A 25,116-nucleotide genomic window follows, 5' to 3' on the forward strand; every position below is an offset into this window, starting at 1 on the left:
ACCATCAGATCAGTAGACCGCGGCCGGTCTCCGGATGTGTCAGGATCATGCCATGTCGGCTCGGGGGCCGATGCGAAAGGAAGACATGGGCTTCTCCATCAGGATCGCGCCGGGGGTGCGGGTGCGGGCCTCGTCGCGGGGCGTTCGCACGAGCATCGGGCCGCGGATCGCGCGTGTACACGTCGGGGCAGGGCGGACGGGGTTCTCCACCGGGGCCGGACCCATCGGCTACTACACCTCCCTCGGAGGAGGGTCGCGGACTCGGGGCAGTCGACAGGGCACCGGCTACGCGACATCGACTCTGGCAAGTGCCGCGCGCCTGGACAAGATCGACCGCACCATGGCACTCGCGGCGGCTCTGGATACGATCGCCAGCCTGCACCAGGAGACGTTCACTCTGGCGCAGCGCCCGGTCCTCCCTCCGCCTCCGCCGGTGGACCCGGAGGCTGTGCGGAAGAGCCACGTGGATGCCGCCCTGAGGCAGATCAGCGCCTTCAAGCGGGCCGAGCGCCGCGCCGCCACTGCCAGCGCGATCGCGCACGCGGATCAGGCTGTCATGCAGGAGACGCATCGGCGCGTAGGGGCCTGGAAACAGGAGCAAGCAGAGCTCGATCGGTTCTGGGCGGCGCTCCTCGCGAACGACCCCGCAACGGTCATGGACCAGCTCGCCTCGGCGTTCGAGGACAACGCGGCTCCCGCGGCGCCGCTGGCCGTCGAAGGCTCCGAAGCGACCCTGACCGTTCTTGTGCCCGACGAGCGGTCCTTGCCCGGTCAGATGCCAGGAGTCACGGCCGCGGGCAACCCGAGCATCCGCAAAATGACCAAGGCGGAGCGGGATGGCTACTCCCACCTCCTCGTGTGTGGCTACCTGCTGGCGACCGTCAAAGAAGCGTTCGCCGTCGCCCCGGGGCTCACGAGCATCCGCATCCTCGCGGTGCGGAGCGCCGGGATCTCCGCATACGGCGAGCGACGCGGCGAGGCTATGGCCGCCGCCGTGATACAGCGCACAGCGCTCGACGGCGTCCGCTGGAAGGAGGTCAACGCCTCCGTGATCCTGATGGACGTGGCGTCCCAGCTGATCCTCAATCAGCGTCCTCCGAGCCCGGGGCTGCGTCCTCTCGATCTCGACAAAGAGCCCGAGATCGCCGCGATCATGGAGCGCATCGACTTCGACGACCTCGGAGAAGGCTGAACCACCCATGACTACCGCTCCGAAGAACCCGCGCCCCGGGTGGTACCCGGACCCTGAAGATCTCACCCGGCAACGCCGCTGGGATGGGAACGACTGGACAGGCGAAACTCGGGAGACGCCTTCAAGCTCTGCACCTCCTGCGCCGAGCCGACGCGACAGAGCACCTGAGCTGCCCGCACCGCAAGCGCGCGGAGTCTCCTCCCCGCCGCCCACTGAACTGGCGCCGGAGCAACACGTCGGGGGGCCCGGGCGTTCGGGCCTCATCGCGCTAATCCTCGGCATCATCGCCTTCCTCACCGGGTGGGCACCTTTCCTCGGAGCCGCATTCGGGATCGCAGCCATCGTCGTGGCTCTCGTCGCCTGGCGAGGACGCCAGCGCAAAGGGTTGTGGCTCACCGGGCTCGTGCTCGCCTCCGTGGGGACGATCACCTCGGTGATCATCGCGGTGTCCTTCACGACGTTTCTCGCCGCGCATCCGATCGACACGTCCGCTGGCGAGGCAGCCACCAAGAGCAATCAGCCGTCGCCGGAGGTCTCAAGCCCGAACTCCGAGAGCAAGCCGGGCAAGGACGAGCCGGAGACGGAAGAGATCCGCGAGTACTGGCCGATCTCCGGCGACCTGCGGATGCCGCAGTTCGTCGGCATGAACCTCGCGGACGCGCTCGACGAGGCCAAGCGCCTGCGCCTCACCCTGCGGTACGAGGACGAACGCAACGACCGCGCCGTCTTCATGCCGTCGAACTGGACAGTGGTGTCCCAGGACATCGCCCCGGCAACGGACTCCCGAGAGGGAGACTGGGTCGAGGTTCGCGTGCTCAAGCACGACGAAGTCGCCGACGAGGTCACTGAGGCACTGGCCCACGACCTTCATCTCGGCGAGCGGAGCTTCACGGGGACGATCACGGGCTACGAACGCGACATGACCTTCGACGTCTCCACCGTGCTCGTCGACGCAGCACCGGTGTCGCTGGATCTGATCTCCCCGCTGGCGCCCCTCTGCGGCTCTCCATTGAAGGACGGCCTGACCGCGGCGGCCGCCGAACTCGATAAGCAGCTGCCGATCGGGCAACGCGTCCTCGTGGTCATGAGCCGCGCCGGCGAGTCCCACGGGTTCATCCACGTGCTGGGACCAGACGACGAGACCGAGACAGCACCTCCCACCGACTCCGTTAACGAACGACTCATACGCACCGGCTGGTGGGTACCTGACGCCTCACAGATGGAAGGCGGCGTGGGTGTCGAGGGCTGGGGCAGCGAAGTGGTCGCCTTCACGCCCTATGCACCGCGATACCCCGCCGAGTCTCAGGCTGTCGTCTACGTGCCGTTCATCGCTCAGGCAGGCGACCAGGCTGTGGCCAATTACGTCGGCACGATCGGTGACTGCCGCCGCGCGGCAGAAGCCGATGCGAACGCCTACGTCGCCCGCTGGCAGGAAGCCGAGCGGGAGCGGGAGAAGGCGATCGCCGAGATGGAAGAGCGCATCCGGTCGGGCTACTACCTCTGCCGCGACGGTGACGGCGACGGCGTCTGCTACGAGCACTGATGGGAGAGTGTGCGGGATGCCTCACTGAAAGAAGGGGTTCGAGCTCGGCATCCCGCCGGAGGTCTCCCCAGACCTCGTCCCCAGATCCGGATCTCCGCAGATACCATGCGCTCGTCCAGCCATGGATCGCCTCGGGGGCGCGTGGAGCTTGTCCTGATCGTGAGCGCCCTTCACCATCACGCGCGCCAGCGTCCCGATCGATCGGATCAATCGGCGACGTCTACGATAACGCCCTCGCCGAGTCGACGATCGGCCTGTTCGTGAACGAAGCGATCCGCGACGGCTCGCCCTTCCGGGCGGGGGCTCGAGCTTAAAGAGCTGCTCTAGCACGCCCACGGTCGCTGCCGTCGCCGGCGCGCATGTTGAGCTTCACTTCGTGAGCTCCAGCTCTGGAACGGGCAGAAAATCGGTGAACCTGATCACGAGCTGCTCCCATCGGTGCTGGCGACGACCGCACGGACGCCCCCCAGGCCACTCTACGGTTGCGTCCCCATCGCAGATCAGCAGTGTTGGAACCGGCACCCACTCGACGCCCTCGCGTTGGTTCGTCGACCTACCTCCTTGCCACTATGCTCGCGATAACCCGGCGATGAACGTTCTCCCGGGATCTGGGCGGGAGAACCATGACAGACAGTGACGTGCGCGCTGAGGCCGAGGCCATCAAGTATGAGACTCAAAGCGCCAAGGCGGTGCGTGGCACCGAGAACCGCACGATCTCGAAATGGGAGAACGACGGTTGGGAGCTGGTCACGCAGACTCCGGGCAAGCTCCGCTCGGAGCTGGTCTTCCGCAGACCACAGCCGAAGCCGCCGTGGAAGACGCTCGCGATCATCGGCGGAGTGCTCGTCGCGCTGGGCATCTTCATCGGCATCATGGTCGCTGTCACAGGCGGAGACAACGATGACGCCGCAGAACCCGTCGACACACCCAGCGCACAACCAATCGTGCCTGAGGACGAGCCCGCGCCAGAGCCAGACGAGCCCGCTAACGCAGAGCCCATCGAGAAAGAGCCCACCAAGCAGGCTTCGCTGACGATGGAAAACAGCCCTGAGCTCGCAGCACTGCTCACCGGACCGGCGGACATCCCCACTGTTGAGGCCTTCGCTGAGCAGTATGCCGGCCAACTCATCGAGTTCGATGGCTCGATTGGTGCAATGAACAACCACGAGGGCTATACGACGCGGTACGACATCCTGATCACGTACGGCGACTACAGCGAGACCCACTCGAACGGCGGGCCGAGCTTCCAATTCCGTGACGTGAACATCACGAGCGACCTGAATCTGACCGGCGACGTACCTGACGCGATAGGCGTCGGCGACAACGTCCATGTCATCGCGCGCGTCGGATCGTTCAAGGACCCGCTGTTCCAGCTGGAGCCGGTCGAGACCCGCGTGCGCTGATACGCCCTCAGGTCCGGTTCGTCGATCGAGGGCTACTGATCGCCTCGCTCACGCGGTTCCTCCGCCGATCTGCTCGGCCCCCGCCACGATCGCCGGGTCCAGCACTCGTTATGCTCCCAGCACCTCGACACCGATGAGCACCCTGTCTGGTCGAAATCGAGCACGACGGTACCGCCGTCGGTCTCGACGACCTCGTTGCGCACGGAGTGCCCAGGGTGCGCTCGGGCACCAGTGAGATGTAGGCGGCGTCCGCTTCGCTGTCGTAGGTCGTCTACATGCAGGAAGCCTACGGCCGCGCCAAGACATTCGACACATACGTTTCGAGCAATAACGGCTCCGGCTCTGCGTGCCGAGAGTCATGCGGATCAAGATCGATGCCGATCGCGTTCACTTTTTATCTGCCACATGCCTCTCACTCGCCGTCCGGCGAGACCACCGTTGGTGCAACTCCGCAGCTCGAAAGGAACACACACCACTATGACCATCGCCAACACCACGCAGCCCGCCTCGGACACCCGCCTGCCGCAGCTACAGTTCGGCAAGAGCCCGGGGCTGTGGCACATGGTGCTGTTCCGCCGGAACGAGGCCGGCGCACCGGCCGTCCGACTGGGCAGAAACTCGGCCGCTGGGTCGACGACACGGCGTCGGGTGTGAGTCCTGAGCGCGCGACGACTACTGCTGACCGTCGAGCTCCTCCAGGAACGACCGCGCTCCTTCAGAAGCGTCCGTGCGGAGCTGCTCCTCAGTCGCTGTGTCACCCGTCGCAATCATCATCTGCGCGAATGTGCCCGTCCACGCGCCCCGTGGGTCGAGGTAGTTATCCATGGCGCCTCGGATCTCGTTCGGATCGGATGAGTCCTCGGTGGCGATGAGTTGGCGTGCCACAGCACGGGCGGCCTCCCGCGGCCCACCTGCGTTGTACAGGATGACGTACATGAGGTCGTACTTGTCCTTCTCCAGCCTGCGTTCCAACGCAGCGGCCGCCTTGGCGAGGAGGTATCCGCCGAGGCTCGCGAACCGGATGCTCACCGTCTCGGGAGCATCGGGCACAACGGCTCGTACGACATCTGAAACGCGGAGCTCCCGCACCATAGGGGCGTGGAGTGCTGCGGCAGGACCGGCGATTTTGCTCGCTACTGCAGACCTGGAGCGTGGAAGCGGGACCGTGTCATCAGTGTGATCCCACACGTCGCACAGGAACTCCAAGCGCACCCGTGCGCCCCCGAGCATGGCGTCCCAACGCCACATGTTCACAGAGGAAAACCCGCCGGCCTCGAGCGCCTCGTCGATCCAGGAGTAGTCCGGCGTCGCCGCGACGCTGTCGAAGCCGAGCGCGAAGAGCAGATCGATATCGGTCGTTCCCTGGTGCGGGACCGGCGCCCGCGTCGCCAGGAAGTCAGGGTTCAACCCTCCGATCACGACGAAGTCGATGGCGCGATCGCCGGCGAGCAGCACGAACCTGACCAGCGCATCCTCTGCACGTTCGCGAGCCTGACGGCTTCGGATCTCAGAATGCAATGACGCTCTCCCTCAGGTGCTCTCCCGCCTCAGCTGCGCGTCCCCTGCTGCGCAGAAGGTCGGCGTACACGCGCACCGGCGAGCAGAGGGAGAGGCCGTCACGATTGTCGGTCAGACCGAATACGAAGTCCTTCTCGGTGAACACGCGAATGCGGCCGCCGTGCGCGACTTCACGCACGTCGTCCTGACTCGATACACGGCGGCGGAGGTCCTGCAGGTCATCGAAGGACACGTACACATCGACGGTGGGGATGCTGGTCAGGAACGGCGCGATGCGTTCCGCGGCCACGGTTCCGGTCACTGCCCAGTTTGTGCCTTCTAGCGACGATGTGAGCATCGAGAGCGACTCCTCGTGGTCGCGCCATGGCACATGGAACTCCGCCACGGGCGTCGCCGCGCCCAGCGCGTAATGCCCTGCCCAGTCGCTCAACATTCGACCCGGGTCGCGCAGCTCGCGTGTCGCCGTGCTTCCTCGTTCTGCTCCGGTCTTGATCGTGTAGTGCTGCTCGTCGAATTGGCGCAGGACGCGCGCCGCGTGAGCGACGGAGACGTCCGCGGCCTGAGCGATGTCTGCGACCTTTCCAATGGAATCGGGGACGTCGCGCCCGTAGCTCACCCGCCACGACAGCAGCGTCTCAGCGACCGCCTGCGCGGCCCCCGACCAAGTGAACTGCCGCCTCGCGTCGGCGGGGATCGGGTCGAGGCGCGTGATGTACACCTCGCCGGGGATCACGATGCGCGCTCTCCCGCTCCCATCTGCCCACGAGAGATGTTCCTCATCGAGGATCTCCCGTGCGCCGGCGCTCATGCGCCGAGCTGTGATGACGGTAAGTGCATCAGTGGGCGCATCGACATGAATGAGCATGTTTCGCGCGCGCTGCACGTCTGCGGCCAGACCTTCTCCAGCCCAGATCGGACGGACCATCCAAGAACGGCCGTCGAGCGTGAGGCGGACCGAATCGAAGCCGACTTCGGTGTCGAACTCCGGAGGGAGAGCGCGAACCAGGGCGGTGACGGCGGAGTTTTCTCGCGGAACCATGGTTATATCCTACCGTGATCTTTACGTAGTAAATGCAATTTTACTACCTATAATCACGCCATGAGAAAAGGATCTTACTAAGACCGCCGGCCTGGCTTGGATGGCGCCACCGGCGCGGACGCTCAGTTCACCGCATCGTATGCCTCAATTAGGCCCTCCGGCACACGGCCCCGGTTGGACACCTGGCGCCTGCTCTCCTTCACTCACGTGTGCACCGCCGCCAGATCCCGCTTCGGAAGATTGGTGATTCTACAAGTCCCTCACCCGGCGCTCATAGCGGTCAGTTATCTTGGCGAATGGGGACGCGTGAAGTACGTTTTAGAACGGCCACGGTCGCCATCGTCGTGATCGCGTACTCCGCGGTGGCGGCGCCGGTGTCGTCGGTGAAGAGCGCGGCCGCGCGCCGGCGGTCGAGTGGGGGAATCGTGCTCATGGTGTTCCTTCTTTCTGTGGTGGATACGAGGCCTTGCGGACGATCAGAGCGGGAGCGGGGTCGCGCCGAGCACGCTGAGCAGCAGCGGCGCGACTCCGAGAAGCAGGAAGGCGGGAAGCGTGCACACTCCGAGGGGGATCAGCAGCTGAGTCGACAGCCGCGCGGCGCGGAGCCGCCCCTGGATGCGCGCCTCGTGGCGTTCCTGCGCCGCGGAGGCTCGGAGGAGCTCGGTGGCAGGCACCCCCGCCGCGCGGGACAGCTCGAGGACCGAGTGGACGCGCTCGTCGCCGGTGTGCCGCCCGGCTCCGCTGTCGGCGACGAGCCGAAGTGCCCGCGAGATGGAAGCCCCTCCCGCCAGCGCGACGGCGACCAGCTCCGCCGTCATGCCGGGCGTCTCGGGCCCGGGGCGAGCGCGACGCAACAGGCGGTTCGTCCAGAGCCGCGCGGCCCCGACCAGCAGCAGCCCGGCCACCACGCAGCCGGTCGCGAGCGGATTGCGCATGACGACGCCGACGGTGTCGAACCCGAGAGCGAGGCCGAGCAGCAGACCGGCCAGTGGCATCCAGAGCAGGAGGCGCGCCGTGCCCGCCGGTTCGGCGAGGGCGATCCGCACATCGTCGGCGGCCGCACCCGCATCTCGCAGGGTCTCGGCGAGCATGCGCAGCACTGATGCGAGCGGAGCACCCACGGTCGTGGCGATCTCCCAGGCCGCGGCGAGATCGGCCCAGGCGCCGCCCTCCGCTTCGATCGCTGCGAGCAGCGGCACCCCCGCGGCGACGCGCTCGACCACCGCCGCGGCGTGCGCATCACCCGTCTCGGCGAGATGCCGCCAGGCGACCAGAGGGACCGCTCCCGCCTGCAGCAGCACCGCGAGCGTCTGCACCGACGTGGCCGCCTCCTCGGCGCCGCCGGAGGGCACCGCGGTGCGCAGGAGGCGGATCACCACGGTTCCACCTCGCGGATGCCGAGACGGTCCCCCTCGATCACGAAGACGCCCGCCTGCGCGATCCGACGACGCCCGCCGGGGGCTCGGGCGAGGTGGAGGACCGTCGTGAACGCGCTGGCGGCCTGACGTGCGAGAGCCGTGGCATCCATCCCCGCCAGGGCTCCCAGCGCCTCGAGCCGAGCCGGTACGTCGCGCAGGCCGCTCGCATGCAGCGTCCCCGCCCCGCCGTCGTGCCCGGTGTTGAGCGCGGTCAGCAGCTCGCGCACTTCCTCGCCCCGACACTCCCCCACCACGAGCCGGTCGGGTCGCATGCGCAGCGATTCCCGCACCAGTCGCGCCAGGCTGACGCCACCGGCGCCCTCGAGGTTCGCCTGCCGTGCTTCGAGAGCGACATGATGCGGATGCCGCGGCCGCAACTCGGCGACGTCCTCGATGGTCACGAGTCGTTCGTCGCGGGGCACCTCGGACAGCAGCGCGGAGAGCAGCGTCGTCTTGCCCGTTCCGGTGCCGCCGGTGATGAGGATGTTGGCCCGCGTGCGCACGAGCTCCTGCAGCCAGCGTTGCTGGCCCTCATCGAAGGCGTCCAGCGCGGCGAGCGCGGCAAGATCGGCGGCCAGCACGCGCGGGATGCGGATCGACAGCGCGGTGCCCCGGGTCGAGATCGGGGCCAGCACCGCATGCACGCGGATGCCCGAGTCGAGCCGCACGTCGACGCAGGCGGCCTGATCGTCGAGATGGCGGCCGCCGAGCGCCACGAGAGCCACCGCCAGATCGCGCACCTCCCGCTCCGACGCGCTCCATCCGTCGACCGGCTCGACGCCGTTCCCCCGATCCACGAACAGACCATCCGGCCCGTTGACGAACACATCCGTCACGGTGCCGTCGTCGCAGTACTCGCGCAGCGGTCCGAACGCTGGATCGAGGCGTGGAGGGACGTGCGCGGGAGACCCGACGGCGGCAGTCGCGCCACGGGGTCGGATGACGAAGGACGAGGGCATGACCCGAAGGTAGGACCACCGCACGTCACCGCACTGCGCACATCGCGCCCTCTGTGCAGAGATCCCGCGCCCTGCGGTCCCGTGGAGGACGAAGCCCGGGAAAGAGAACGGGCGGCATCTCACGGGGGGAATGAGATGCCGCCCAGGGCGGGCCGCGATCGGGGGAATCGGGCGCGCCAAGGCCGGAATGAGTATTCGGCTGTCGTCGAGTGTACGCAGGGCAGGCGTCCTGACAAAACCCGGTCGTACTACCGACTTTCGGCAGTATGCGCGGCTGGTCCGCGGGACTAGATTCGCCAGGACCTGGTCGTGCCTCCCTCGCGACCACGCCCCCAGCCGCAAAGGAGCGCCTGCCGATGAGCAGCCAGATCGACCACCTTCTCAACGAGACCCGTCGGTTCCCGCCGTCCGAGGAGTTCGTCGCTCAGACCATCTCCTCCCCCGCCCTGTACGAGCGCGCGGGGACCGATCGCGAGGAGTTCTGGGCCGAGCAGGCGCGCGAGCTCCTGCACTGGCACACCCCCTTCACCCAGGTGCTCGACTGGTCGGCCCCGCCCTTCGCGAAGTGGTTCGACGACGGCACCCTCAACGTGGCGTACAACTGCCTCGACCGCCACGTCGAAGCCGGCAACGGCGACCGGGTGGCCCTGCACTGGGAGGGCGAACCGGGAGACTCCCGACGCATCACGTACGCCGAGCTCACCGAGGAGGTCAAGCGGGTCGCGAACGTGCTCACCGACCTCGGCGTGACGCACGGCGATCGCGTGGCGATCTACCTGCCGATGATCCCCGAGGCCATCGCGTCGATGCTCGCAGTGGCACGCCTGGGCGCCATCCACTCGGTCGTGTTCGGCGGGTTCAGCGCCGACAGTCTGCGCTCCCGCATCGACGACGCCGGAGCCAAGGTGGTCATCACGGCCGACGGCGGGTACCGCAAGGGCCGCGTCTCCGCTCTCAAGCCCGCGGTCGACCAGGCGCTGAGCGACCGTGGCGACGGCGAACAGCAGACGGTGGAGCACGTGCTCGTCGTGCAGCGCGGGAAGAACGACGTCGATTGGGTCGACGGCCGCGACATCTGGTGGCACGAGGCCGTGCCCGCGGCATCCGCCGAGCACGAGGCACAGGCGTTCCCCGCCGAGAACCCGCTCTTCATCCTCTACACCTCCGGCACGACCGGGAAGCCCAAGGGCATCCTGCACACCTCGGGCGGGTACCTCACGCAGGCGGCCTACTCGCACAAGTACGTGTTCGACCTGCACCCCGAGACCGACGTCTTCTGGTGCACCGCCGACATCGGCTGGATCACCGGCCACTCCTACGTGGCCTACGGCCCCCTGGCGAACGGCACCACGCAGGTGCTCTACGAGGGCACTCCGGACGCCCCGCACCCCGGCCGGTGGTGGGAGATCATCGAGAAGTACCGGGTGTCGATCTTCTACACCGCCCCCACCGCCATCCGCTCGTTCATGAAGATCGGTCGCAGCGTCCCGGCGAAGTTCGACCTGTCCTCCCTGCGCCTGCTCGGGTCGGTGGGCGAGCCCATCAACCCCGAGGCGTGGATGTGGTACCGCGAGGTCATCGGCGCGGGCAAAACGCCGATCGTCGACACCTGGTGGCAGACCGAGACCGGAGCGATCATGGTGTCCGCCCTGCCCGGCGTGACCGAGACCAAGCCCGGCTCGGCACAGGTTCCGCTGCCCGGCATCTCGATCGACGTGGTCGACGAGACCGGCGTCGAGGTCGGCAACGGCAACGGCGGCCTCCTCGTGGTCACGGAGCCCTGGCCGAGCATGCTCCGCGGCATCTGGGGCGACCCGGAGCGCTACCGCGAGACCTACTGGGAGAAGTTCGAAGAACAGGGGTACTACTTCGCCGGTGACGGCGCCCGTCTCGACGAGGACGGCGACCTCTGGCTGCTCGGACGTGTCGACGACGTCATGAACGTCTCCGGTCACCGCCTGTCGACCGCCGAGATCGAATCCTCGCTGGTGGCGCACGAGGCGACCGCCGAGGCGGCCGTCGTGGGCGCCGCCGACGAAGCGACGGGCCAGGCCGTGGTCGCGTTCGTCATCATCAAGCAGAGCTACCTCGACGTGCACGACCCCGCCGGACTCGCGCAGCAGCTGCGGCTCTGGGTCGGCGAGCAGATCGGTGCGATCGCCCGCCCGCGCGACGTGTACATCGTGGGCGAGCTGCCCAAGACGCGCTCCGGCAAGATCATGCGGCGCCTGCTGCGCGATGTCGCCGAGGGCCGGGAGGTGGGCGACACCACGACGCTGGCCGACACCGCCGTGATGAGCATCATCTCCGCCCAGGTCAAGTAGCCCGCATGCAGAACGCCCCCTTCCGGATCCGGGAGGGGGCGTTCTGCACGACGGGACGACTCAGGCGAGGAGGAAGGTGACCTCGACCTCGACGGGGCTGCCCAGCGGGAGCTCGGCGACGCCGACGGCTGCGCGCGCGTGCCGCCCGGCATCTCCGAAGATCTCGCCGAGCACCTCGCTCGCTCCGTTGATCACGCCCGGCTGACCGGTGAACCCGAGAGCGGATGCCACGAAGCCGCCGAGCTTCAGCACGCCGCCGATGCGGTCGACGCCGCCGGCGGCATCCGCTGCGGCGGCGAGCGCGTTCAGCGCGCAGGTGCGGGCGTAGGTCTTGGCGTCTTCCGCCGTGACCTCCGCGCCCACCTTCCCGAGGGCCGGCAGCGCACCGTCGGTGAACGGCAGCTGACCCGAGGTGTACACGAGCCCGCCGTGGACCACCGCGGGGACGTAGGCCGCGACCGGAGCGGCGACGGCGGGAAGCTCGATGCCGAGCTCGGCGAGACGCGCGCTGACGGTCATGCGGCACCCCCCTCGAACTGACGCGCGGCCTCGGCCGCGGCGGCGAGTCCCGCGTTCGCCGAGCCGTCCTGCGTGACGGGGCGCTTGAAGTAGGCCACCAGGCCACCCTCGGGACCCTGCACGATCTGCACGAGCTCCCAGCCCTGCTTTCCCCAGTTGTTGAGGATGGCTGCCGTGTTGTGGATCAGCAGCGGGGTGGTGACGTACTCCCACGTGGTCATGATTCTCCTGTCGATTCGGGCGTCGCGGCGCGCGAACAGGCCGACGCTCGTCAAAGGCGGTATTCAGGGAACTCCCCTACGATCAGCGTATGCCTCAAAAGAATCGCACGGTGAACGGTGTGCTCGGCGGCCTTCTCGGGCTCGTCGGACTCAGCGCCGTCGCCGGTCTCCTGGTCACCGCCAGCGTCACCCCGGTCCTGGCGATGACGGGCCTCGCCGGCACCAGCGCGCTGACGCTGTTCGATGAACTGCCCGAGGTGCTCCAGGTCGACACTCCGATGGAGCAGTCGACGATCTACGCCACCGGAACCGACGGCAAGCCGATCGCGCTGGCCTCGTTCTACGAGCAGAACCGCATCCCGGTCACCTACGAGCAGGTCTCCCCGGTGCTGTACGACGCGATCCTCTCCAGTGAGGACAAGAACTTCTACAGCCATGGCGGGGTGAACCTCGGAGCGACCGTCAGCGCGGTGATCGACAACATCAGGGGAACCTCCTCGCGCGGCGCATCCACGATCAGTCAGCAGTTCGTGAAGAACGTGCAGATCCAGGAGTGCGAGAAGGACGTCGACACCGCATCCGAGACGTACGCGGAGGACCTGCAGGCCTGCTGGTACAAGGCCACGCAGGCAGAGGGCACCGAGGGTATCGAGCGCAAGCTCCAGGAGATGCGCTACGCGATCCAGATCGAGAAGGACTACTCCAAGAACGACATCCTGCTCGGATACCTGAACATCGCGAACTTCGGCGGCACCGTCTACGGCATCGAGGCCGCGGCACGGTACTACTTCAACGCCACCGCCGCCACCCTCACCGTCGCGCAGGCTGCGACCCTCGCCGGCATCGTGCAGAACCCGAACACCTACCGCATCGACAAGGTGGAAGGCACGTACACCGCCGACGGCGTGGGCCAGAACAGCGAAGCCGACGGGTACAAGGACACCAAGGATCGCCGCCACTACGTGCTCGGACGCATGCTGGCGAACGGCAAGATCACGCAGGCGCAATACGACGAGGCCGATGCCTCCGACATCGCACCGACGATCACCCGCCCCACCCAGGGGTGCGCCGCCGCGGGAGTGAACGCCTACTTCTGCCAGTACGCCAAGTCGATCATCGAGACCGATCCTGCGTTCGGTGAAACCGAGCAGGACCGCCGCGATCTGCTGCGTCGCGGCGGACTGAAGATCTACACGACGCTCGACTTCAAGATCCAAGACGCCGCCGTGCGCACGATGTCCGAGAACGTGCAGCCCAACTTCGACAACAAGTACTTCGGCGCGGCCGGGGTCTCCGTCGAGGTCGGGACAGGCCGCGTGCTCTCGATGACGCAGAACACGAAGTTCCAGGAGACACCCACCGACGACCAGGCGTACACGTCGTTGGTCTTCGCAGGCGACGCCCTGCACGGGAACTCCGGCGGCTTCCAGGTGGGATCGACCTACAAGCTGTTCACCCTGATCGACTGGCTCGAGAAGGGGCACTCCGTCAACGAGGTGCTGAACGGCCGCGTGCAGACGAATCTGAAGATCCCGGTGTGCGGAAGTGTGCAGACCACCGACACCAAGGAGATCGGCAACTTCGGCGGGAGCTTCGGGTACACCAACTCCGTGAGGAACTTCACGGCGCAGTCGCTCAACAGCGGGTATTTCGCGATGGCATCGAAGCTCGACATCTGCGACATCAACAAGGTCGCCGATCGGATGGGCGTCACTCTTGCGAGCGGCGCGAAGGTGACGGATGAGAACGTGCCCTACGACGTTCTCGGGCCGAAGAACATCTCGCCGCTGGCCATGGCGAACGCCTACGCGACGGTCGCGAGCGGCGGCACCTATTGCACCCCGCGTGCCATCGACAAGGTCACCGACACCCGGGGCGAGGAACTCCCCCTCCCCGCAGCATCGTGCACCGAGGGTGTGATCTCGAAGGAGGTGGCCGCCACGGCCGCCTACGCACTCGCTGGAGTCATGGCGGGCAGCGGGACGGGATCCCAGGCCAACCCGTTCGACGGGACGCCGCTGATCGGCAAGACCGGGACACACGACCTGTGGTCGACGATGATGATCGAGTCGAGCACCGAGGTCGCCACCGCCGTCTGGGCCGGCCGCTGGAAGGGCCAGGAGACCGTCTTCAACGTATGGGACGGCAAGAACAAGCTCAACGAGGTGCGCTACGCGCTCGCCCGCGACATGCAGAGAGCAGCGAATGCGGCGTACCCGGGAGAGCGATTCCCGGATGCCGACCCGAACCTCAGCCGCCGCGTCCTGACGAACGTGCCGAACGTTGTCGGGCAGACCGTGGAAGAGGCGACCTCGACTCTCGAGCGCGCCGGATTCTCGGTGTCGGTCGGAGAACCGGTCGACAGTGACAAGGCGACCAACATCGTCGTGGCACAGGATCCCTCCGGGCAGACGGCCGGCGGTGGCACCGTCACGATCTCGCCCAGCAATGGCCTGGGGACGACCGTGCCGGACGTCAACGGCCAGACCAGGGCAGCGGCGAGTGCCGCACTGGTCGGTGCGGGATTCACGTCGATCGACTTCGCGGGCAACTGCAGCGCGCCCGACGCCACGGTGTCGGCGACCGACCCTCCCGGGGGCACCGCATCGAACAAGTCCCAGAAGATCTCGGTGACCTGTTGACGAGGAACTCCTCGGCTCACCCGGCCCTCATCGCGCTCGGCGCGGTGGGGGCCGCTGGTGTCGCCGCCGCGGTCTGGGGTATCGGCATCGAGCGGTACCTGTTCACGGTGCGCGAGGTGACGGCATCCGCCCTCGCCCCCGGTTCGGCGCCGATCCGCGTGCTGCATCTGTCCGATGCTCACATGGCGCCCTGGCAGCACCGGAAGCAGGACTGGCTGGCCTCGCTCGCGCAGCTGCAGCCGGACCTGGTCGTGAACACGGGCGACAACCTCGGCCACCGCGACGGCCTCGCGGGGATCCGTCGCGCCTTCGATCCGCTCGCCGGCATCCCTGGCGTGTTCGTGCACGGCTCGAACGACGTCACCGCGCCCTCGCCGCGCAACCCCCTGCGCTACTTCCTCGGACCGTCGAAGAAGCAGCGGGAACCCGGCGTGCTCGACACCGACGCCATGAATCGGTACTTCACGGATGAGCTGGGCTGGAGCGACCTCAACAACGCCGCCGCGCGACTCACCGTCGCCGGGAACCCGGTCGACCTGTTCGGCGTCAGCGACGCGCACCGCGACTGGGATCGGCTCGACGCCCTCCCGGCCGCGATCTCCGGCCTCGGCACGCAGAAGCCGGGCACGTCCGTCTTGGGCGTCACGCACGCGCCTTATCAGCGTGTGCTGAACGGATTCATCGATCTCGGCGCCGAGGCCATCCTGGGGGGCCACACGCACGGCGGCCAGGTCTGCATCCCCGGCTACGGCGCCCTCGTCGCGAACTGCGACATCCCGCTGAAGCAGGCCAAGGGCCTCAGCACCTGGACGCACGGCGGCCGCAGCGTGCCCCTCAACGTGAGCGCCGGATGCGGGCACTCGATCTACGCGCCGGTCCGGTTCGCGTGCCGCCCCGAGGCGACGCTCCTCACGCTCACGGCGCGCGCCTGACCAGCTCGATTCGGTGCTGCAGGGATTTCGCTGTAGACTCGGAGGGTTGCAAACGGGGTGTGGCGCAGCTTGGTAGCGCGCTTCGTTCGGGACGAAGAGGTCGCAGGTTCAAATCCTGTCACCCCGACCAGTGACACCGGAAGGCCGCCCCACCGGGGCGGCCTTCTCCGTACCGGCGCCGGCCAGGAAAGGGAAGGCATTGAGCCCTCTGCTCCCTCCTCCCCGACGCTTCACCCGTGTCTGGGCGCTGGGCCTGGGCGTCCCCTTCCTCGCCGGACTCGCCCTCCTCACCCTCACTCCGGAGCGCATCGAGGAATCGATGCCGAATCTGCTCGACACCGTCCTGGGCACCGCGCACCGCGCCGGATGGGCGTCGCTCGACTTCACCCTGCTCGAGATTCTCGCCAACGTCCTGGTGTTCGTCCCCATCGGCATCCTGGCCTTCGTGCTCCTCCCCCGCTCCGTCTGGCCGCTCGCTCTCCTGATCGGCCCCGCCGTGTCATCGGCCATCGAGGTGTCGCAGCGGCTGGCTCTCCCCCATCGCGCCGCGACCGTCTCCGACGTCGTCGCCAATTCCGCCGGGGCCACCGCCGGCGTCCTCGTCGCCGTGCTGTGCACCCTGATCTTCGCGCCGCGCCCCGCACGGCACCCGTCCCCCACGCTGGAGGCATCATGACCACGCCTGCCCTCGTCGCCTTCGACCTCGATGACACGCTCGCTCCCTCCAAGGGGACCATCGACCCGCGGATCGCCGCGCTGCTGCGCGCGCTGCTGAAGACCGTCGAGGTCGCCATCATCTCCGGGGGCAATGAGACGCAGTTCCGCACGCAGGTGATCGCCCAGCTCGGCGACACCGATGCGGCAGACCTCGCGCGTCTGCATCTGCTGCCCACCTGCGGCACCCGGTACCTGCGTCACGACGGTGCGGGCTTCACCCCGGTGTACGCGCACGATCTCAGCGAGGCGCACAAGGAGGCCGCGCTCACGGCTCTCCGGGAAGAAGCCGAGAAGCTCGGGCTCTGGGAGGCCGAGCCGTGGGGTGACATCCTCGAGGACCGCGGCTCGCAGATCACGTTCTCGGCGCTGGGCCAGCGCGCTCCCCGCGAGGCCAAGCACGCCTGGGATCCGGACGGAGCGAAGCGCCGAGCGCTCCGCGACGCCGTCGCCGCGCGGTTGCCCGAACTCGAGGTGCGCTCCGGCGGTTCGACGTCGATCGACATCACCCAGGCGGGCATCGACAAGGCCTTCGGCATGCGGGAACTCTCGGAGCGCACCGGCATCGCGCTCGAGGCGATGCTGTTCTTCGGCGACCGTCTCGACGAAGGCGGGAACGACTATCCCGTGCTCGCGATGGGGGTGCCCTCCGTCGCGGTCGAGGGCTGGGAAGACACCGCCGACAAGCTCGACGCGCTGCTGAAAACACTCGAGCGCTGAGAAACGGGCTCGCCCCGGAGAGCCTCCTGCCGGAGACACAGCAGAGACCACCCCGCGCCGGATCGCGCGCATCCCCCACAACCGGCACCCGGGGCCTACCATGACGTGCATGGATGCCCTGCAGTCCGTCATCGTCGTCGCGGCACTCGCCAGCCTGGTCTGCTGGGTCCTCTCGCTGGTCACCCGTGACACCTCCTGGGTCGACCGCGCCTGGTCGATCGTCCCCGTCGTGTACGTCTGGATCTTCGCCGGCGTCGCCTTCGCGCAGGGCGAGGGCTCCGCTCGACTCGTGCTGATGGGCGTGCTCGTCACCCTCTGGGGCGCACGCCTCACGTTCAACTTCGCGCGCAAGGGCGGCTACAGCGGCATGGAGGACTACCGCTGGGCGATCCTGCGCGGACGCATGCGGCCGTGGCAGTTCCAGCTCTTCTCGGTGCTGTTCATCGTCGGGTATCAGATGGCGCTGCTCGTGCTGATCACCCTCCCCGCGCACGTCGCGGCGCAGCATCCGTCCGCGCTCACCGTCTGGGATGCCGTGTTCACGCTCGCCTTCGTCGCCGCCCTGGCCGGGGAGACGATCGCGGATCAGCAGCAGTGGACCTTCCATCAGCGCAAGAAGCAGGCCGGCGGCACGCTCGCGCCGGGCTTCGCGACCACGGGGCTGTTCCGGTACAGCCGGCACCCGAACTTCTTCTTCGAGCAGGCGCAGTGGTGGGCGTTCTACGCCCTCGGGGCGACGGCGGCCGTGGCATCCGGGGCCGGGCTGCTCGGCGGCGCGCTGAACCCGACCCTCGCGGGCCCCGCGCTGCTCACCCTGCTGTTCCTCGGCTCGACGCTCTTCACGGAATCGATCACGGGGAGCAAGTACCCCGCGTACGCCGACTACCGGCGCACCACCTCGATGCTCGTGCCGTGGCCGCCCCGCGCTCCTGCCGCTGCCGGGACCTCCCGCGCCTGACGCGGGACGTCGCGGCACCCGCTGAGCTCAGCGTGTGCGCGCCTCCGCCGCCGCGCGCGCGACCGGCACCAGGCGCGTCAGCTGCGTCACGTGAGCGGGCTCGAGCTCGGCGAGCGAGGAGACCCCCAGCAGCCGCATCGTGCGCTCGATCTCCGTGCGGAGGATCGTGATGGTGCGGTCGACACCCTGACGGCCTCCCGCCATCAGCCCGTACAGGTAGGCGCGTCCGATGAGCGTGAAGTCGGCGCCGAGCGCGACCGCGGCGACGATGTCGGCGCCGTTCATGATGCCGGTGTCCACCATGACCGTGAAGTCGTCGCCGACGGCCTTGCGGACCTCCGGGAGCAGGTGGAACGGGATCGGCGCCCGATCGAGCTGCCGCCCGCCGTGGTTGGAGAGCACGATGCCGTCGACACCCTCGTCGCGCAGACGGACCGAGTCCTCGACGTTCTGCACGCCCTTGATGACGATCTTCCCCGGCCAGATGTCACGGATGACGGCCAGATCGTCGTAGCTGATCGTCGGGTCCATCGCGGCATCCAGCAGCTCTCCGACCGTGCCCCCGGTGGTGCTCAAGGAGGCGAACTCGAGCTTCGGAGTGGTGAGGAAGTCGAACCACCACCAGGGACGCGGGATCGCGTTGATGATGGTGCCGAGGGTGAGCTGCGGGGGGATGCTGAAGCCGTTGCGCTTGTCGCGCAGGCGCGCACCCGCGACCGGGGTGTCGACCGTGAACTGCAGGGTGTCGAATCCGGCGGCGGCGGCGCGGCGGGTCAGTTCGTACGAGATCTCGCGGTCCCGCATCACGTAGAGCTGGAACCAGGCGCGTCCGGGGACCGGGCCCTGCGGTTCCCGGACGACGGCGGCCTTGACGTCTTCGATCGACGTCGTGCCCAAGGTCGACAGCGTGAACGGGATGCCGGCGGCAGCAGCGGCGCCCGCTCCTGCGCTCTCGCCCTCCGTCTGCATGAGCCGGGTGAACCCTGTCGGGGCGATACCGAAGGGCAGGGCGGACGGTCCACCAAGGATGTCGACGCGCGTGTCGACATCGGGGGCGGGGCGCAGGATGCCGGGGTGGAACTCGACATCCTGGAACGCCTGCCGAGCCCGCGTGAGAGAGAGCTCGCCTTCCGCGGCGCCGTCGGTGTAGTCGAAGGCGGCCTTGGGCGTGCGTCGCTTCGCGATCGTCCGCAGGTCGTCGATCGTGAGCGCGGCGTCGAGGCGCCGCTTTCGGCCGTCGAACTCGGGCTTCTTGAACTTCATCAGCTCGAGGAGCTCGGCGGGCTTGGGAACCTGGCGCTGGACCATGGGGACCTCTCAGGGGCGGTCGGCGCCGCGGGTCAGGCCCGCGGCGGTGTAGTAGTCGGTGATGTGGGCGTGCACGAGAGCGCGTGCGGTGACGGGATCAGCGTCGTCGATCGCCGCGACGAGGGCGCGGTGCTCGGCGCGGAGACGGGCGGCCATGGCATCCCAGTCCGGGATCGCGGCGACCCCGGCCTGTACGTACGACTCGATCGACGAACGGAGACCCGCCATCATGGCGGCGATCACCACGTTCCCGCTCGACTCGGCCAGCGAGAGGTGGAGCTGTGCGTCCAGCGCCAGGAACTCGGACGGCGTCAGGTCGACGGCATCCATCGCCTGCAGCAGGTCATGCGCGCGTGCGGTGTCGCGTTCCTCGTCTGCGGCGATCGCCGTCACGACCGCAGTCTCCAGCACGAGGCGGGTCCGCACGACGTCGTCGAGGGGGAATCCCTGGGCCGCGACCTGCAGGCGGAGCAGTTCCGACATCCCTCCGGTCGGGGTGGCGATCACGATCGCGCCGGACTGCGGGCCGGATCCCGTGGCGGTGCGGATGAGACCGAGCACCTCGAGCACGCGGAAGGCCTCACGGACGCTCGAGCGCCCCACCCCGAGCGCGGTCGCGAGGTCGCGTTCGGAGGGCAGCCGATCACCGGGGCCGAGACGTCCGTCGAGGAGATCGCGTTCGATGTGTTCGAGGACGACACGCCATGCCCGCGCGGGGTGTTGCGACATTCGGCCTCCTGTGGTCTGACCACAGAGTAGCCTGTGTGGTCAGACCACGCAAGCGGGCATGTTTCCCCTCGCTCTCCTGCTGCCCGAGCCACCCCTCTCTGTGCGAGCGGCCCCTGTGAATGCGCGCAAAGAGGGGCGGCTCGCACACAGAGGGGCCGGTCGGCATCAGGAAGAGGGGGCAGGAGGGGGCGGGTCAGCCCAGGCGTCCGGCGGACTCCTGGAGGTAGCAGGCGCCGCACAGCGACTCGTACGTCGTGAGCTCAGGCGCGGCCGCGCGTCCGGCACCCTCATCGATCGCCACCTGGTCCCCGTCGAACACGAAGCGACCGCCGATCACGCGTCCGTTGAACACCGCCTTGCGCCCACAGCGGCAGATGGTCTTGAGCTCCTCGAGCGAGTGCGCGATCGCGAGCAGCCGGGCCGAGCCGGGGAAGGCGTGCGTGCGGAAGTCATTGCGGATGCCGTACGCGATCACGGGGATGCCGTCTTCGATCGCGATGCGGAACAGGTCGTCGACCTGCGCCGGAGAGAGGAACTGCGCCTCATCGATCAGGAGACACGCGACATCGATGGGACCGCTGGGGAGAAGCTCGTCCACCGGCGACCGGCGGACCCGCTCACGGTGCTCCGCGAACAGCGCACGGGCGTCGTCGTCGGGGGCGATCCGGAAGTCGACCTCGCGCGTGACGCCGAGACGGCTCGCGATCTCCGAGGCCCCCTTCGTGTCGATCGCCGGCTTGGCCAGGAGCACATGCTGCCCGCGCTCCTCGTAGTTGTACGCCGCCTGCAGCAGTGCCGTGGACTTGCCCGAGTTCATCGCTCCGTAGCGGAAATAGAGCTTGCCCACCGCAGCCTCAGCGGTTGATGCCGAGGGCGCCGGCAGTCGCCGCCGTGGACTCCTCCGCAAGCGCCGGGTTCGGGTTGAGCTCCTCGCCGAACGTCGGGATCAGCGCCCGCAGCTCGGACTCCCACCCCGGGAACTCCTCGGGGAAGCAGGTCTTCAGCAGGCTCAGCATGATCGGCACGGCCGTGGACGCGCCCGGGGAGGCACCCAGCAGGCCCGCGATCGACCCGTCCGCCGCCGAGACGACCTCGGTGCCGAACTGCAGCACGCCGCCCTTCTCCGGGTCCTTCTTCATGACCTGCGCGCGCTGACCGGCGTCGATGAGGGTCCAGTCCTCGTCCTTCGCGGTAGGCATGAAGGTGCGCAGGCTGTCGACCTTCTTGGCGTGATTCTTCATCAGCTCGCCCACGAGGTACGTGATCAGATCGGGATTCTTGACCGCGACCTGCAGCATGGGGACCAGGTTGTGCGGGCGCACCTGGGAGACGATGTCGAGCATCGAGCCGTTCTTGAGGAACTTCGGGCTGAACGTCGCGAACGGTCCGAACATGAGCGAGGCCTCGCCGTCGACCACGCGGGTGTCGAGGTGCGGCACCGACATCGGCGGGGCCCCGACGGAGGCCTGCGAGTACACCTTGGCCTGGTGCTGCGCGACGACCTCCGGGTTCGAGGTCTTGAGGAACTGCCCGCCGATCGGGAAGACGCCGTATCCCTTGATCTCGGGGATGCCGGACCGCTGCAGGAGCTTGAGCGCCCAACCGCCGGCGCCGACGAAGACGAACCGGGCCTTGATCTCGCTCGGAGTACGGCCGAGGGTGTGACGGTACTTGACGAGCCAGGTGCCGTCCTTCTGCTTCTTCAGCGTGCGCACCTCGTGATTCGTGCGCAGGTCGACACCCGACGAGGTCAGGTGATCGAAGAGCTGGTGCGTCAGCGCACCGAAATCGACATCGGTGCCCGCGGGCACCCGGGTCGCGGCGAACGGCTCGCCCTTGCGGCGCTTCTGCATGAGCAGCGGCGCCCAGGAGTTGATCACCCGGGAGTCTTCGCTGTATTCGATCCCCGCGAACAGCGGCTGCTTCTTCAGCACCTCGTAGCGGTCGCGGAGGTACGCGACATCCTTCTCACCGCGGACGAACGTCATGTGCGGGGTCGCGTTGATGAACGTCGACGGCGCGTCCAGCACACCCTTGTCGACCAGTGAGGACCAGAACTGGCGACTCTGCTGGAACTGCTCGTTGATCGAGACGGCCTTGGCGGGGTCGAGCGGCCCCTTGCCCTGGGGCATGTAGTTGAGCTCGCACAGCGCGGCATGGCCGGTGCCGGCGTTGTTCCAGGGGTTCGAACTCTCCTGGGCCACATCGGAGAGTCGCTCGAAGGCGACGATCTTCCACTCCGGCTGCAGTTCGTGCAGCAGAGTACCCAGGGTGGCGCTCATGATGCCACCACCGATCAGGACGACATCGACGGTTTCGGTCACCAGAACAGTCTAGTTCGCAGGCACGACACCCGAGAACACGGCGCCAGGAACTCCGGCGCCAGGAACTCCGGCGCCAGGAACTCCGGAGTCGGCGTCAGGCCGTGACGGCGAGGCGTTCCGCCAGGATCTCCGCGATCTGCACCGCGTTCAGCGCCGCGCCCTTGCGCAGGTTGTCGTTGCTGATGAACAGCACGAGGCCCTTGCCTTCCGGCGCCGACTGATCGGCACGGATGCGACCCACGAAACTCGGGTCCTTGCCCGCCGCGTGCAGCGGAGTCGGCACCTCGTCGAGCACGACCCCGGGGGCGGCACCCAGCACCTCGCGGGCGCGCTCCGGCGTGAGATCGCGCGCGAACTCGACGTTGATCGACAGCGAGTGGCCCGTGAAGACCGGCACGCGCACACACGTGCCCGCGACGCGCAGATCCGGCAGTTCGAGGATCTTGCGGCTCTCGTTGCGGAGCTTCTTCTCCTCGTCGGTCTCGTTGTCGCCGTCGTCGACGAGGTTGCCCGCGAACGGGATCACGTCGAAGGCGATCGGGGCGACGTACTTCACGGGCGCGGGGAACGCGACGGCGGAGCCATCGCGCACGAGGCCGAGCGTGTCGCCTTCGGCCAGCACGCCTTCGATCTGCCCCAGCAGCTCCTGCGCCCCGGCGAGACCCGATCCCGACACGGCCTGGTAGGTCGACACGATCAGTCGCTCGAGCCCGGCCTCGGCATCCAGCACCTTGAGGACCGGCATGGCCGCCATGGTCGTGCAGTTGGGGTTCGCGATGATGCCCTTGGGGCGCTCGTCGATCGCGTGCGGGTTGACCTCGCTCACGACCAGCGGCACCTCGGGGTCCATGCGCCAGGCGCTGGAGTTGTCGACCACGACCACTCCCGCCTCGGCGAAGCGCGGGGCGTAGGCGCGGCTGGCGGTGGCGCCGGCCGAGAAGAGGGCCACGTCGATGCCCGAAGGATCGGCGGTCTCGACGTCCTCGACGACGACGTCGATGCCCGCGTACGCGATCGATGTGCCGGCCGAGCGCGAGGAGGAGAACAAGCGCAGCTCGCGGATCGGGAACGACCGCTCGGCGAGAATCTCGAGCATCACGGTGCCCACCTGTCCGGTGGCGCCCACGATGGCGACGGAGAGTCCTGAGTCGGAGATGCGGGTCATGAGGTTCCTTGGCGTCGTGCGGTGCGGCGTACGAGGCGGAAGGCGCGGCGTCGGGGTACGGATGCTGCGCCTGGCGCCGATGTCAGGGTTCCGGCGAGTCTATCGCGCCGGGCGAGGAGCGGAGTCGCCCCGGATCAGCGTCCGGTGCCGGCGTGGATCGTGGCTTCGACCTCGCCGTCGAGCCCGTAGGCGGTGTGCACCGTGCGAGCGGCCTCGGCGAGATCGTCGCCACGCAGCACCACGGAGATGCGGATCTCGGACGTCGAGATCATCTCGATGTTGATCCCCCCAGCGGACAGCGCCTCGAAGAGCACCGCCGAGACGCCCGAGTGCGTGCGCATGCCCGCACCCACGACCGAGAGCTTGCCGATCTGGTCGTCGTGCACGAGGTTCTGGAAACCGACCTCGGTCTGATCCCCCGCGAGCGCCTTGAGCGCCGCCGCGGCATCCGCCTTCGGCACGGTGAACGAGATGTCGGTGCGGCCGGTGGCCGACACGTTCTGGACGATCATGTCGACGTTGGCACCGGACTTGGCGACGATCTTGAAGATCTCCGCGGCCTTGCCCGGCACATCCGGGACACCGGAGACGGTGATCTTGGCCTGGCTGAAATCGGTGGCGACTCCGGCGACGATCGGTTCTTCCATGGCTGCTCCCTCGACTTCGCGGGGGTTCTTCATACCCTCGCCCAGAACGTACGTGCCCTCTGCCGACGAGAACGTCGAGCGGGCGTGGATGAGAACGCGATGACGACGTGCGTACTCGACGGCGCGGATGTAGAGCACCTTGGCGCCGTTGGCGGCGAGCTCGAGCATCTCCTCGCTGGAGATGTGGTCGAGCTTCTGCGCCTGCGGGATGATGCGCGGATCGGCGGTGAAGATGCCGTCGACGTCGCTGTAGATCTCGCAGACGTCGGCCGAGAGCGCGGCGGACAGGGCCACCGCCGTCGTGTCGGAGCCGCCGCGGCCCAGCGTCGTGATGTCGCGCGTGTCGCGGTTGAAGCCCTGGAAGCCGGCGACGATGACGATCGCGCCCTCGTCGAGCGCCTCGCGCAGACGCACCGGGGTCACATCGACGATGCGCGCGGCGCCGTGCTGCGAGTCGGTGATCATGCCGGCCTGACTGCCCGTGAACGACCGCGCTTCGAAGCCCATCGAGTGGATCGCCATCGCCAGCAGCGCCATCGAGATGCGCTCACCGCTGGACAGCAGCATGTCGAGTTCGCGCGGCGCGGGGATCGGAGCGACCTCGTTCGCGAGGTCGAGCAGCTCATCGGTGGTGTCACCCATCGCGCTGACCGCCACCACCACGTCGTGGCCTGCACGACGGGTGTCGACGATGCGCTTGGCGACGCGCTTGATGCTCTCTGCGTTGGCGACGGACGAACCGCCGTACTTCTGCACGATGAGGGCCACGTTCACTCCCGGGGATGTCGGGCGGATCCGCCCTCGCTCATTCTACGATCGCGGCGTATGCCACGGTGCGCAT

The 25,116-nt window shown here is 68.1% G+C and carries 23 protein-coding genes, 1 tRNA gene and 1 pseudogene; 12 read left to right on the forward strand and 13 right to left on the reverse strand.

Features of this window, described 5'->3' with window-relative positions; all coding sequences use genetic code 11:
- The first annotated feature begins 340 nt into the window (after window positions 1-340).
- The 5 genes and pseudogenes from ACWA14_RS12135 (at window position 341) to ACWA14_RS12155 (ending at window position 4,792) form a co-directional block, all read left to right on the forward strand.
- Window positions 341-1,192: a hypothetical protein gene (locus ACWA14_RS12135; protein WP_463793838.1), complete on the forward strand. Its 852-nt coding sequence runs from the start codon at window positions 341-343 to the stop codon at window positions 1,190-1,192.
- Window positions 1,193-1,199: 7 nt separating this feature from the next.
- Window positions 1,200-1,310: pseudogene (locus ACWA14_RS12140) on the forward strand (DUF2510 domain-containing protein); the annotation flags it as partial.
- A gap of 228 nt (window positions 1,311-1,538) precedes the next feature.
- A complete protein-coding gene (locus tag ACWA14_RS12145; RefSeq protein WP_463797443.1) occupies window positions 1,539-2,735 on the forward strand; it encodes a PASTA domain-containing protein in 1,197 nt (398 codons plus the stop codon).
- 623 nt (window positions 2,736-3,358) lie between these two features.
- A complete protein-coding gene (locus ACWA14_RS12150; protein WP_463793840.1) occupies window positions 3,359-4,138 on the forward strand; it encodes a DUF4839 domain-containing protein in 780 nt (259 codons plus the stop codon).
- Window positions 4,139-4,615: 477 nt separating this feature from the next.
- Entirely contained in the window at window positions 4,616-4,792 is a 177-nt protein-coding gene (locus tag ACWA14_RS12155; protein ID WP_463793841.1) for a hypothetical protein, read from the forward strand.
- Window positions 4,793-4,810: 18 nt separating this feature from the next.
- On the opposite strand, the gene ACWA14_RS12160 is transcribed toward ACWA14_RS12155, so the two are convergent.
- From ACWA14_RS12160 to ACWA14_RS12180, 5 genes are all read right to left on the reverse strand, one after another.
- Window positions 4,811-5,656 (reverse strand): hypothetical protein, encoded by an 846-nt coding sequence (locus ACWA14_RS12160; RefSeq protein WP_463793843.1) that lies wholly within the window; start codon window positions 5,654-5,656, stop codon window positions 4,811-4,813.
- On the reverse strand, window positions 5,646-6,581 hold the full coding sequence (locus tag ACWA14_RS12165; protein ID WP_463793845.1) for a type IV toxin-antitoxin system AbiEi family antitoxin: 936 nt from the start codon (window positions 6,579-6,581) through the stop codon (window positions 5,646-5,648). Before ACWA14_RS12165 ends, ACWA14_RS12160 begins: the two co-directional genes overlap by 11 nt.
- A 394-nt stretch (window positions 6,582-6,975) precedes the next feature.
- Entirely contained in the window at window positions 6,976-7,128 is a 153-nt protein-coding gene (locus ACWA14_RS12170) for a hypothetical protein (protein WP_463793847.1), read from the reverse strand.
- A gap of 43 nt (window positions 7,129-7,171) precedes the next feature.
- Entirely contained in the window at window positions 7,172-8,074 is a 903-nt protein-coding gene (locus ACWA14_RS12175) for a type II secretion system F family protein (protein WP_463793849.1), read from the reverse strand.
- Window positions 8,068-9,072 (reverse strand): TadA family conjugal transfer-associated ATPase, encoded by a 1,005-nt coding sequence (locus ACWA14_RS12180; protein WP_463793851.1) that lies wholly within the window; start codon window positions 9,070-9,072, stop codon window positions 8,068-8,070. The genes ACWA14_RS12175 and ACWA14_RS12180 overlap by 7 nt, the downstream gene beginning before the upstream one ends.
- A 356-nt stretch (window positions 9,073-9,428) precedes the next feature.
- On the opposite strand from ACWA14_RS12180, the gene acs reads away from it, so the two are divergent.
- The gene (gene acs / locus ACWA14_RS12185; RefSeq protein WP_463793852.1) at window positions 9,429-11,396 is read left to right on the forward strand and encodes an acetate--CoA ligase; all 1,968 of its coding nucleotides are present in this window, start codon (window positions 9,429-9,431) and stop codon (window positions 11,394-11,396) included.
- Window positions 11,397-11,456: 60 nt separating this feature from the next.
- On the opposite strand, the gene ACWA14_RS12190 is transcribed toward acs, so the two are convergent.
- Window positions 11,457-11,915, reverse strand: coding sequence for a RidA family protein (locus tag ACWA14_RS12190; RefSeq protein WP_463793854.1), 459 nt, complete (start codon window positions 11,913-11,915; stop codon window positions 11,457-11,459).
- Complete coding sequence (locus ACWA14_RS12195; RefSeq protein ID WP_463793856.1) at window positions 11,912-12,136, reverse strand: DUF4177 domain-containing protein; 225 nt, start codon at window positions 12,134-12,136, stop codon at window positions 11,912-11,914. Before ACWA14_RS12195 ends, ACWA14_RS12190 begins: the two co-directional genes overlap by 4 nt.
- A gap of 89 nt (window positions 12,137-12,225) precedes the next feature.
- On the opposite strand from ACWA14_RS12195, the gene ACWA14_RS12200 reads away from it, so the two are divergent.
- The 6 genes from ACWA14_RS12200 (at window position 12,226) to ACWA14_RS12225 (ending at window position 18,102) form a co-directional block, all read left to right on the forward strand.
- Window positions 12,226-14,778 carry a transglycosylase domain-containing protein gene (locus tag ACWA14_RS12200; protein WP_463793858.1) on the forward strand — a complete coding sequence of 851 codons (2,553 nt, stop codon included), beginning with the start codon at window positions 12,226-12,228 and terminating at the stop codon, window positions 14,776-14,778.
- Window positions 14,775-15,710 (forward strand): metallophosphoesterase, encoded by a 936-nt coding sequence (locus tag ACWA14_RS12205; RefSeq protein WP_463793860.1) that lies wholly within the window; start codon window positions 14,775-14,777, stop codon window positions 15,708-15,710. Before ACWA14_RS12200 ends, ACWA14_RS12205 begins: the two co-directional genes overlap by 4 nt.
- 53 nt (window positions 15,711-15,763) lie before the next feature.
- Window positions 15,764-15,840 (forward strand) — tRNA-Pro (locus ACWA14_RS12210).
- A gap of 69 nt (window positions 15,841-15,909) precedes the next feature.
- Window positions 15,910-16,386, forward strand: a complete 477-nt coding sequence (locus ACWA14_RS12215) for a VanZ family protein (protein ID WP_463793862.1) — start codon at window positions 15,910-15,912, stop codon at window positions 16,384-16,386.
- Window positions 16,383-17,144 (forward strand): HAD hydrolase family protein, encoded by a 762-nt coding sequence (locus ACWA14_RS12220; protein WP_463793865.1) that lies wholly within the window; start codon window positions 16,383-16,385, stop codon window positions 17,142-17,144. The genes ACWA14_RS12215 and ACWA14_RS12220 overlap by 4 nt, the downstream gene beginning before the upstream one ends.
- A gap of 109 nt (window positions 17,145-17,253) precedes the next feature.
- Window positions 17,254-18,102: a DUF1295 domain-containing protein gene (locus tag ACWA14_RS12225; RefSeq protein WP_463793867.1), complete on the forward strand. Its 849-nt coding sequence runs from the start codon at window positions 17,254-17,256 to the stop codon at window positions 18,100-18,102.
- 27 nt (window positions 18,103-18,129) lie between these two features.
- Here ACWA14_RS12225 and ACWA14_RS12230 read toward each other — a convergent pair whose 3' ends face one another.
- The 6 genes from ACWA14_RS12230 to ACWA14_RS12255 form a co-directional block, all read right to left on the reverse strand.
- On the reverse strand, window positions 18,130-19,410 hold the full coding sequence (locus ACWA14_RS12230; protein WP_463793869.1) for an alpha-hydroxy acid oxidase: 1,281 nt from the start codon (window positions 19,408-19,410) through the stop codon (window positions 18,130-18,132).
- Between the two features lie 9 nt (window positions 19,411-19,419).
- Entirely contained in the window at window positions 19,420-20,139 is a 720-nt protein-coding gene (locus ACWA14_RS12235; RefSeq protein ID WP_463793876.1) for a FadR/GntR family transcriptional regulator, read from the reverse strand.
- A gap of 193 nt (window positions 20,140-20,332) precedes the next feature.
- Window positions 20,333-20,986, reverse strand: a complete 654-nt coding sequence (locus ACWA14_RS12240; RefSeq protein ID WP_463793878.1) for a thymidine kinase — start codon at window positions 20,984-20,986, stop codon at window positions 20,333-20,335.
- Window positions 20,987-20,993: 7 nt separating this feature from the next.
- Window positions 20,994-22,463 (reverse strand): malate:quinone oxidoreductase, encoded by a 1,470-nt coding sequence (locus ACWA14_RS12245; RefSeq protein ID WP_463793883.1) that lies wholly within the window; start codon window positions 22,461-22,463, stop codon window positions 20,994-20,996.
- Between the two features lie 94 nt (window positions 22,464-22,557).
- Complete coding sequence (locus ACWA14_RS12250; protein ID WP_463793884.1) at window positions 22,558-23,628, reverse strand: aspartate-semialdehyde dehydrogenase; 1,071 nt, start codon at window positions 23,626-23,628, stop codon at window positions 22,558-22,560.
- Between the two features lie 134 nt (window positions 23,629-23,762).
- Window positions 23,763-25,043, reverse strand: coding sequence for an aspartate kinase (locus ACWA14_RS12255; protein ID WP_463793887.1), 1,281 nt, complete (start codon window positions 25,041-25,043; stop codon window positions 23,763-23,765).
- Window positions 25,044-25,116 lie beyond the last annotated feature (73 nt).

Source organism: Microbacterium sp. TW_SC_2, from assembly GCF_055361165.1.

What these genes read in the sequence shown, in the direction of transcription:
- acs (WP_463793852.1), top strand. Translation starts at nt 9,429, where the DNA reads ATGAGCAGCCAGATCGACCACCTTCTCAACGAGACCCGTCGGTTCCCG.
- ACWA14_RS12180 (WP_463793851.1), bottom strand. Translation starts at nt 9,072, where the DNA reads ATGCCCTCGTCCTTCGTCATCCGACCCCGTGGCGCGACTGCCGCCGTC.
- ACWA14_RS12200 (WP_463793858.1), top strand. Translation starts at nt 12,226, where the DNA reads ATGCCTCAAAAGAATCGCACGGTGAACGGTGTGCTCGGCGGCCTTCTC.
- ACWA14_RS12165 (WP_463793845.1), bottom strand. Translation starts at nt 6,581, where the DNA reads ATGGTCCGTCCGATCTGGGCTGGAGAAGGTCTGGCCGCAGACGTGCAG.
- ACWA14_RS12235 (WP_463793876.1), bottom strand. Translation starts at nt 20,139, where the DNA reads ATGTCGCAACACCCCGCGCGGGCATGGCGTGTCGTCCTCGAACACATC.
- ACWA14_RS12195 (WP_463793856.1), bottom strand. Translation starts at nt 12,136, where the DNA reads ATGACCACGTGGGAGTACGTCACCACCCCGCTGCTGATCCACAACACG.
- ACWA14_RS12190 (WP_463793854.1), bottom strand. Translation starts at nt 11,915, where the DNA reads ATGACCGTCAGCGCGCGTCTCGCCGAGCTCGGCATCGAGCTTCCCGCC.
- ACWA14_RS12225 (WP_463793867.1), top strand. Translation starts at nt 17,254, where the DNA reads ATGGATGCCCTGCAGTCCGTCATCGTCGTCGCGGCACTCGCCAGCCTG.
- ACWA14_RS12150 (WP_463793840.1), top strand. Translation starts at nt 3,359, where the DNA reads ATGACAGACAGTGACGTGCGCGCTGAGGCCGAGGCCATCAAGTATGAG.
- ACWA14_RS12220 (WP_463793865.1), top strand. Translation starts at nt 16,383, where the DNA reads ATGACCACGCCTGCCCTCGTCGCCTTCGACCTCGATGACACGCTCGCT.
- ACWA14_RS12135 (WP_463793838.1), top strand. Translation starts at nt 341, where the DNA reads ATGGCACTCGCGGCGGCTCTGGATACGATCGCCAGCCTGCACCAGGAG.
- ACWA14_RS12230 (WP_463793869.1), bottom strand. Translation starts at nt 19,410, where the DNA reads ATGGTCCAGCGCCAGGTTCCCAAGCCCGCCGAGCTCCTCGAGCTGATG.
- ACWA14_RS12250 (WP_463793884.1), bottom strand. Translation starts at nt 23,628, where the DNA reads ATGACCCGCATCTCCGACTCAGGACTCTCCGTCGCCATCGTGGGCGCC.
- ACWA14_RS12155 (WP_463793841.1), top strand. Translation starts at nt 4,616, where the DNA reads ATGACCATCGCCAACACCACGCAGCCCGCCTCGGACACCCGCCTGCCG.
- ACWA14_RS12170 (WP_463793847.1), bottom strand. Translation starts at nt 7,128, where the DNA reads ATGAGCACGATTCCCCCACTCGACCGCCGGCGCGCGGCCGCGCTCTTC.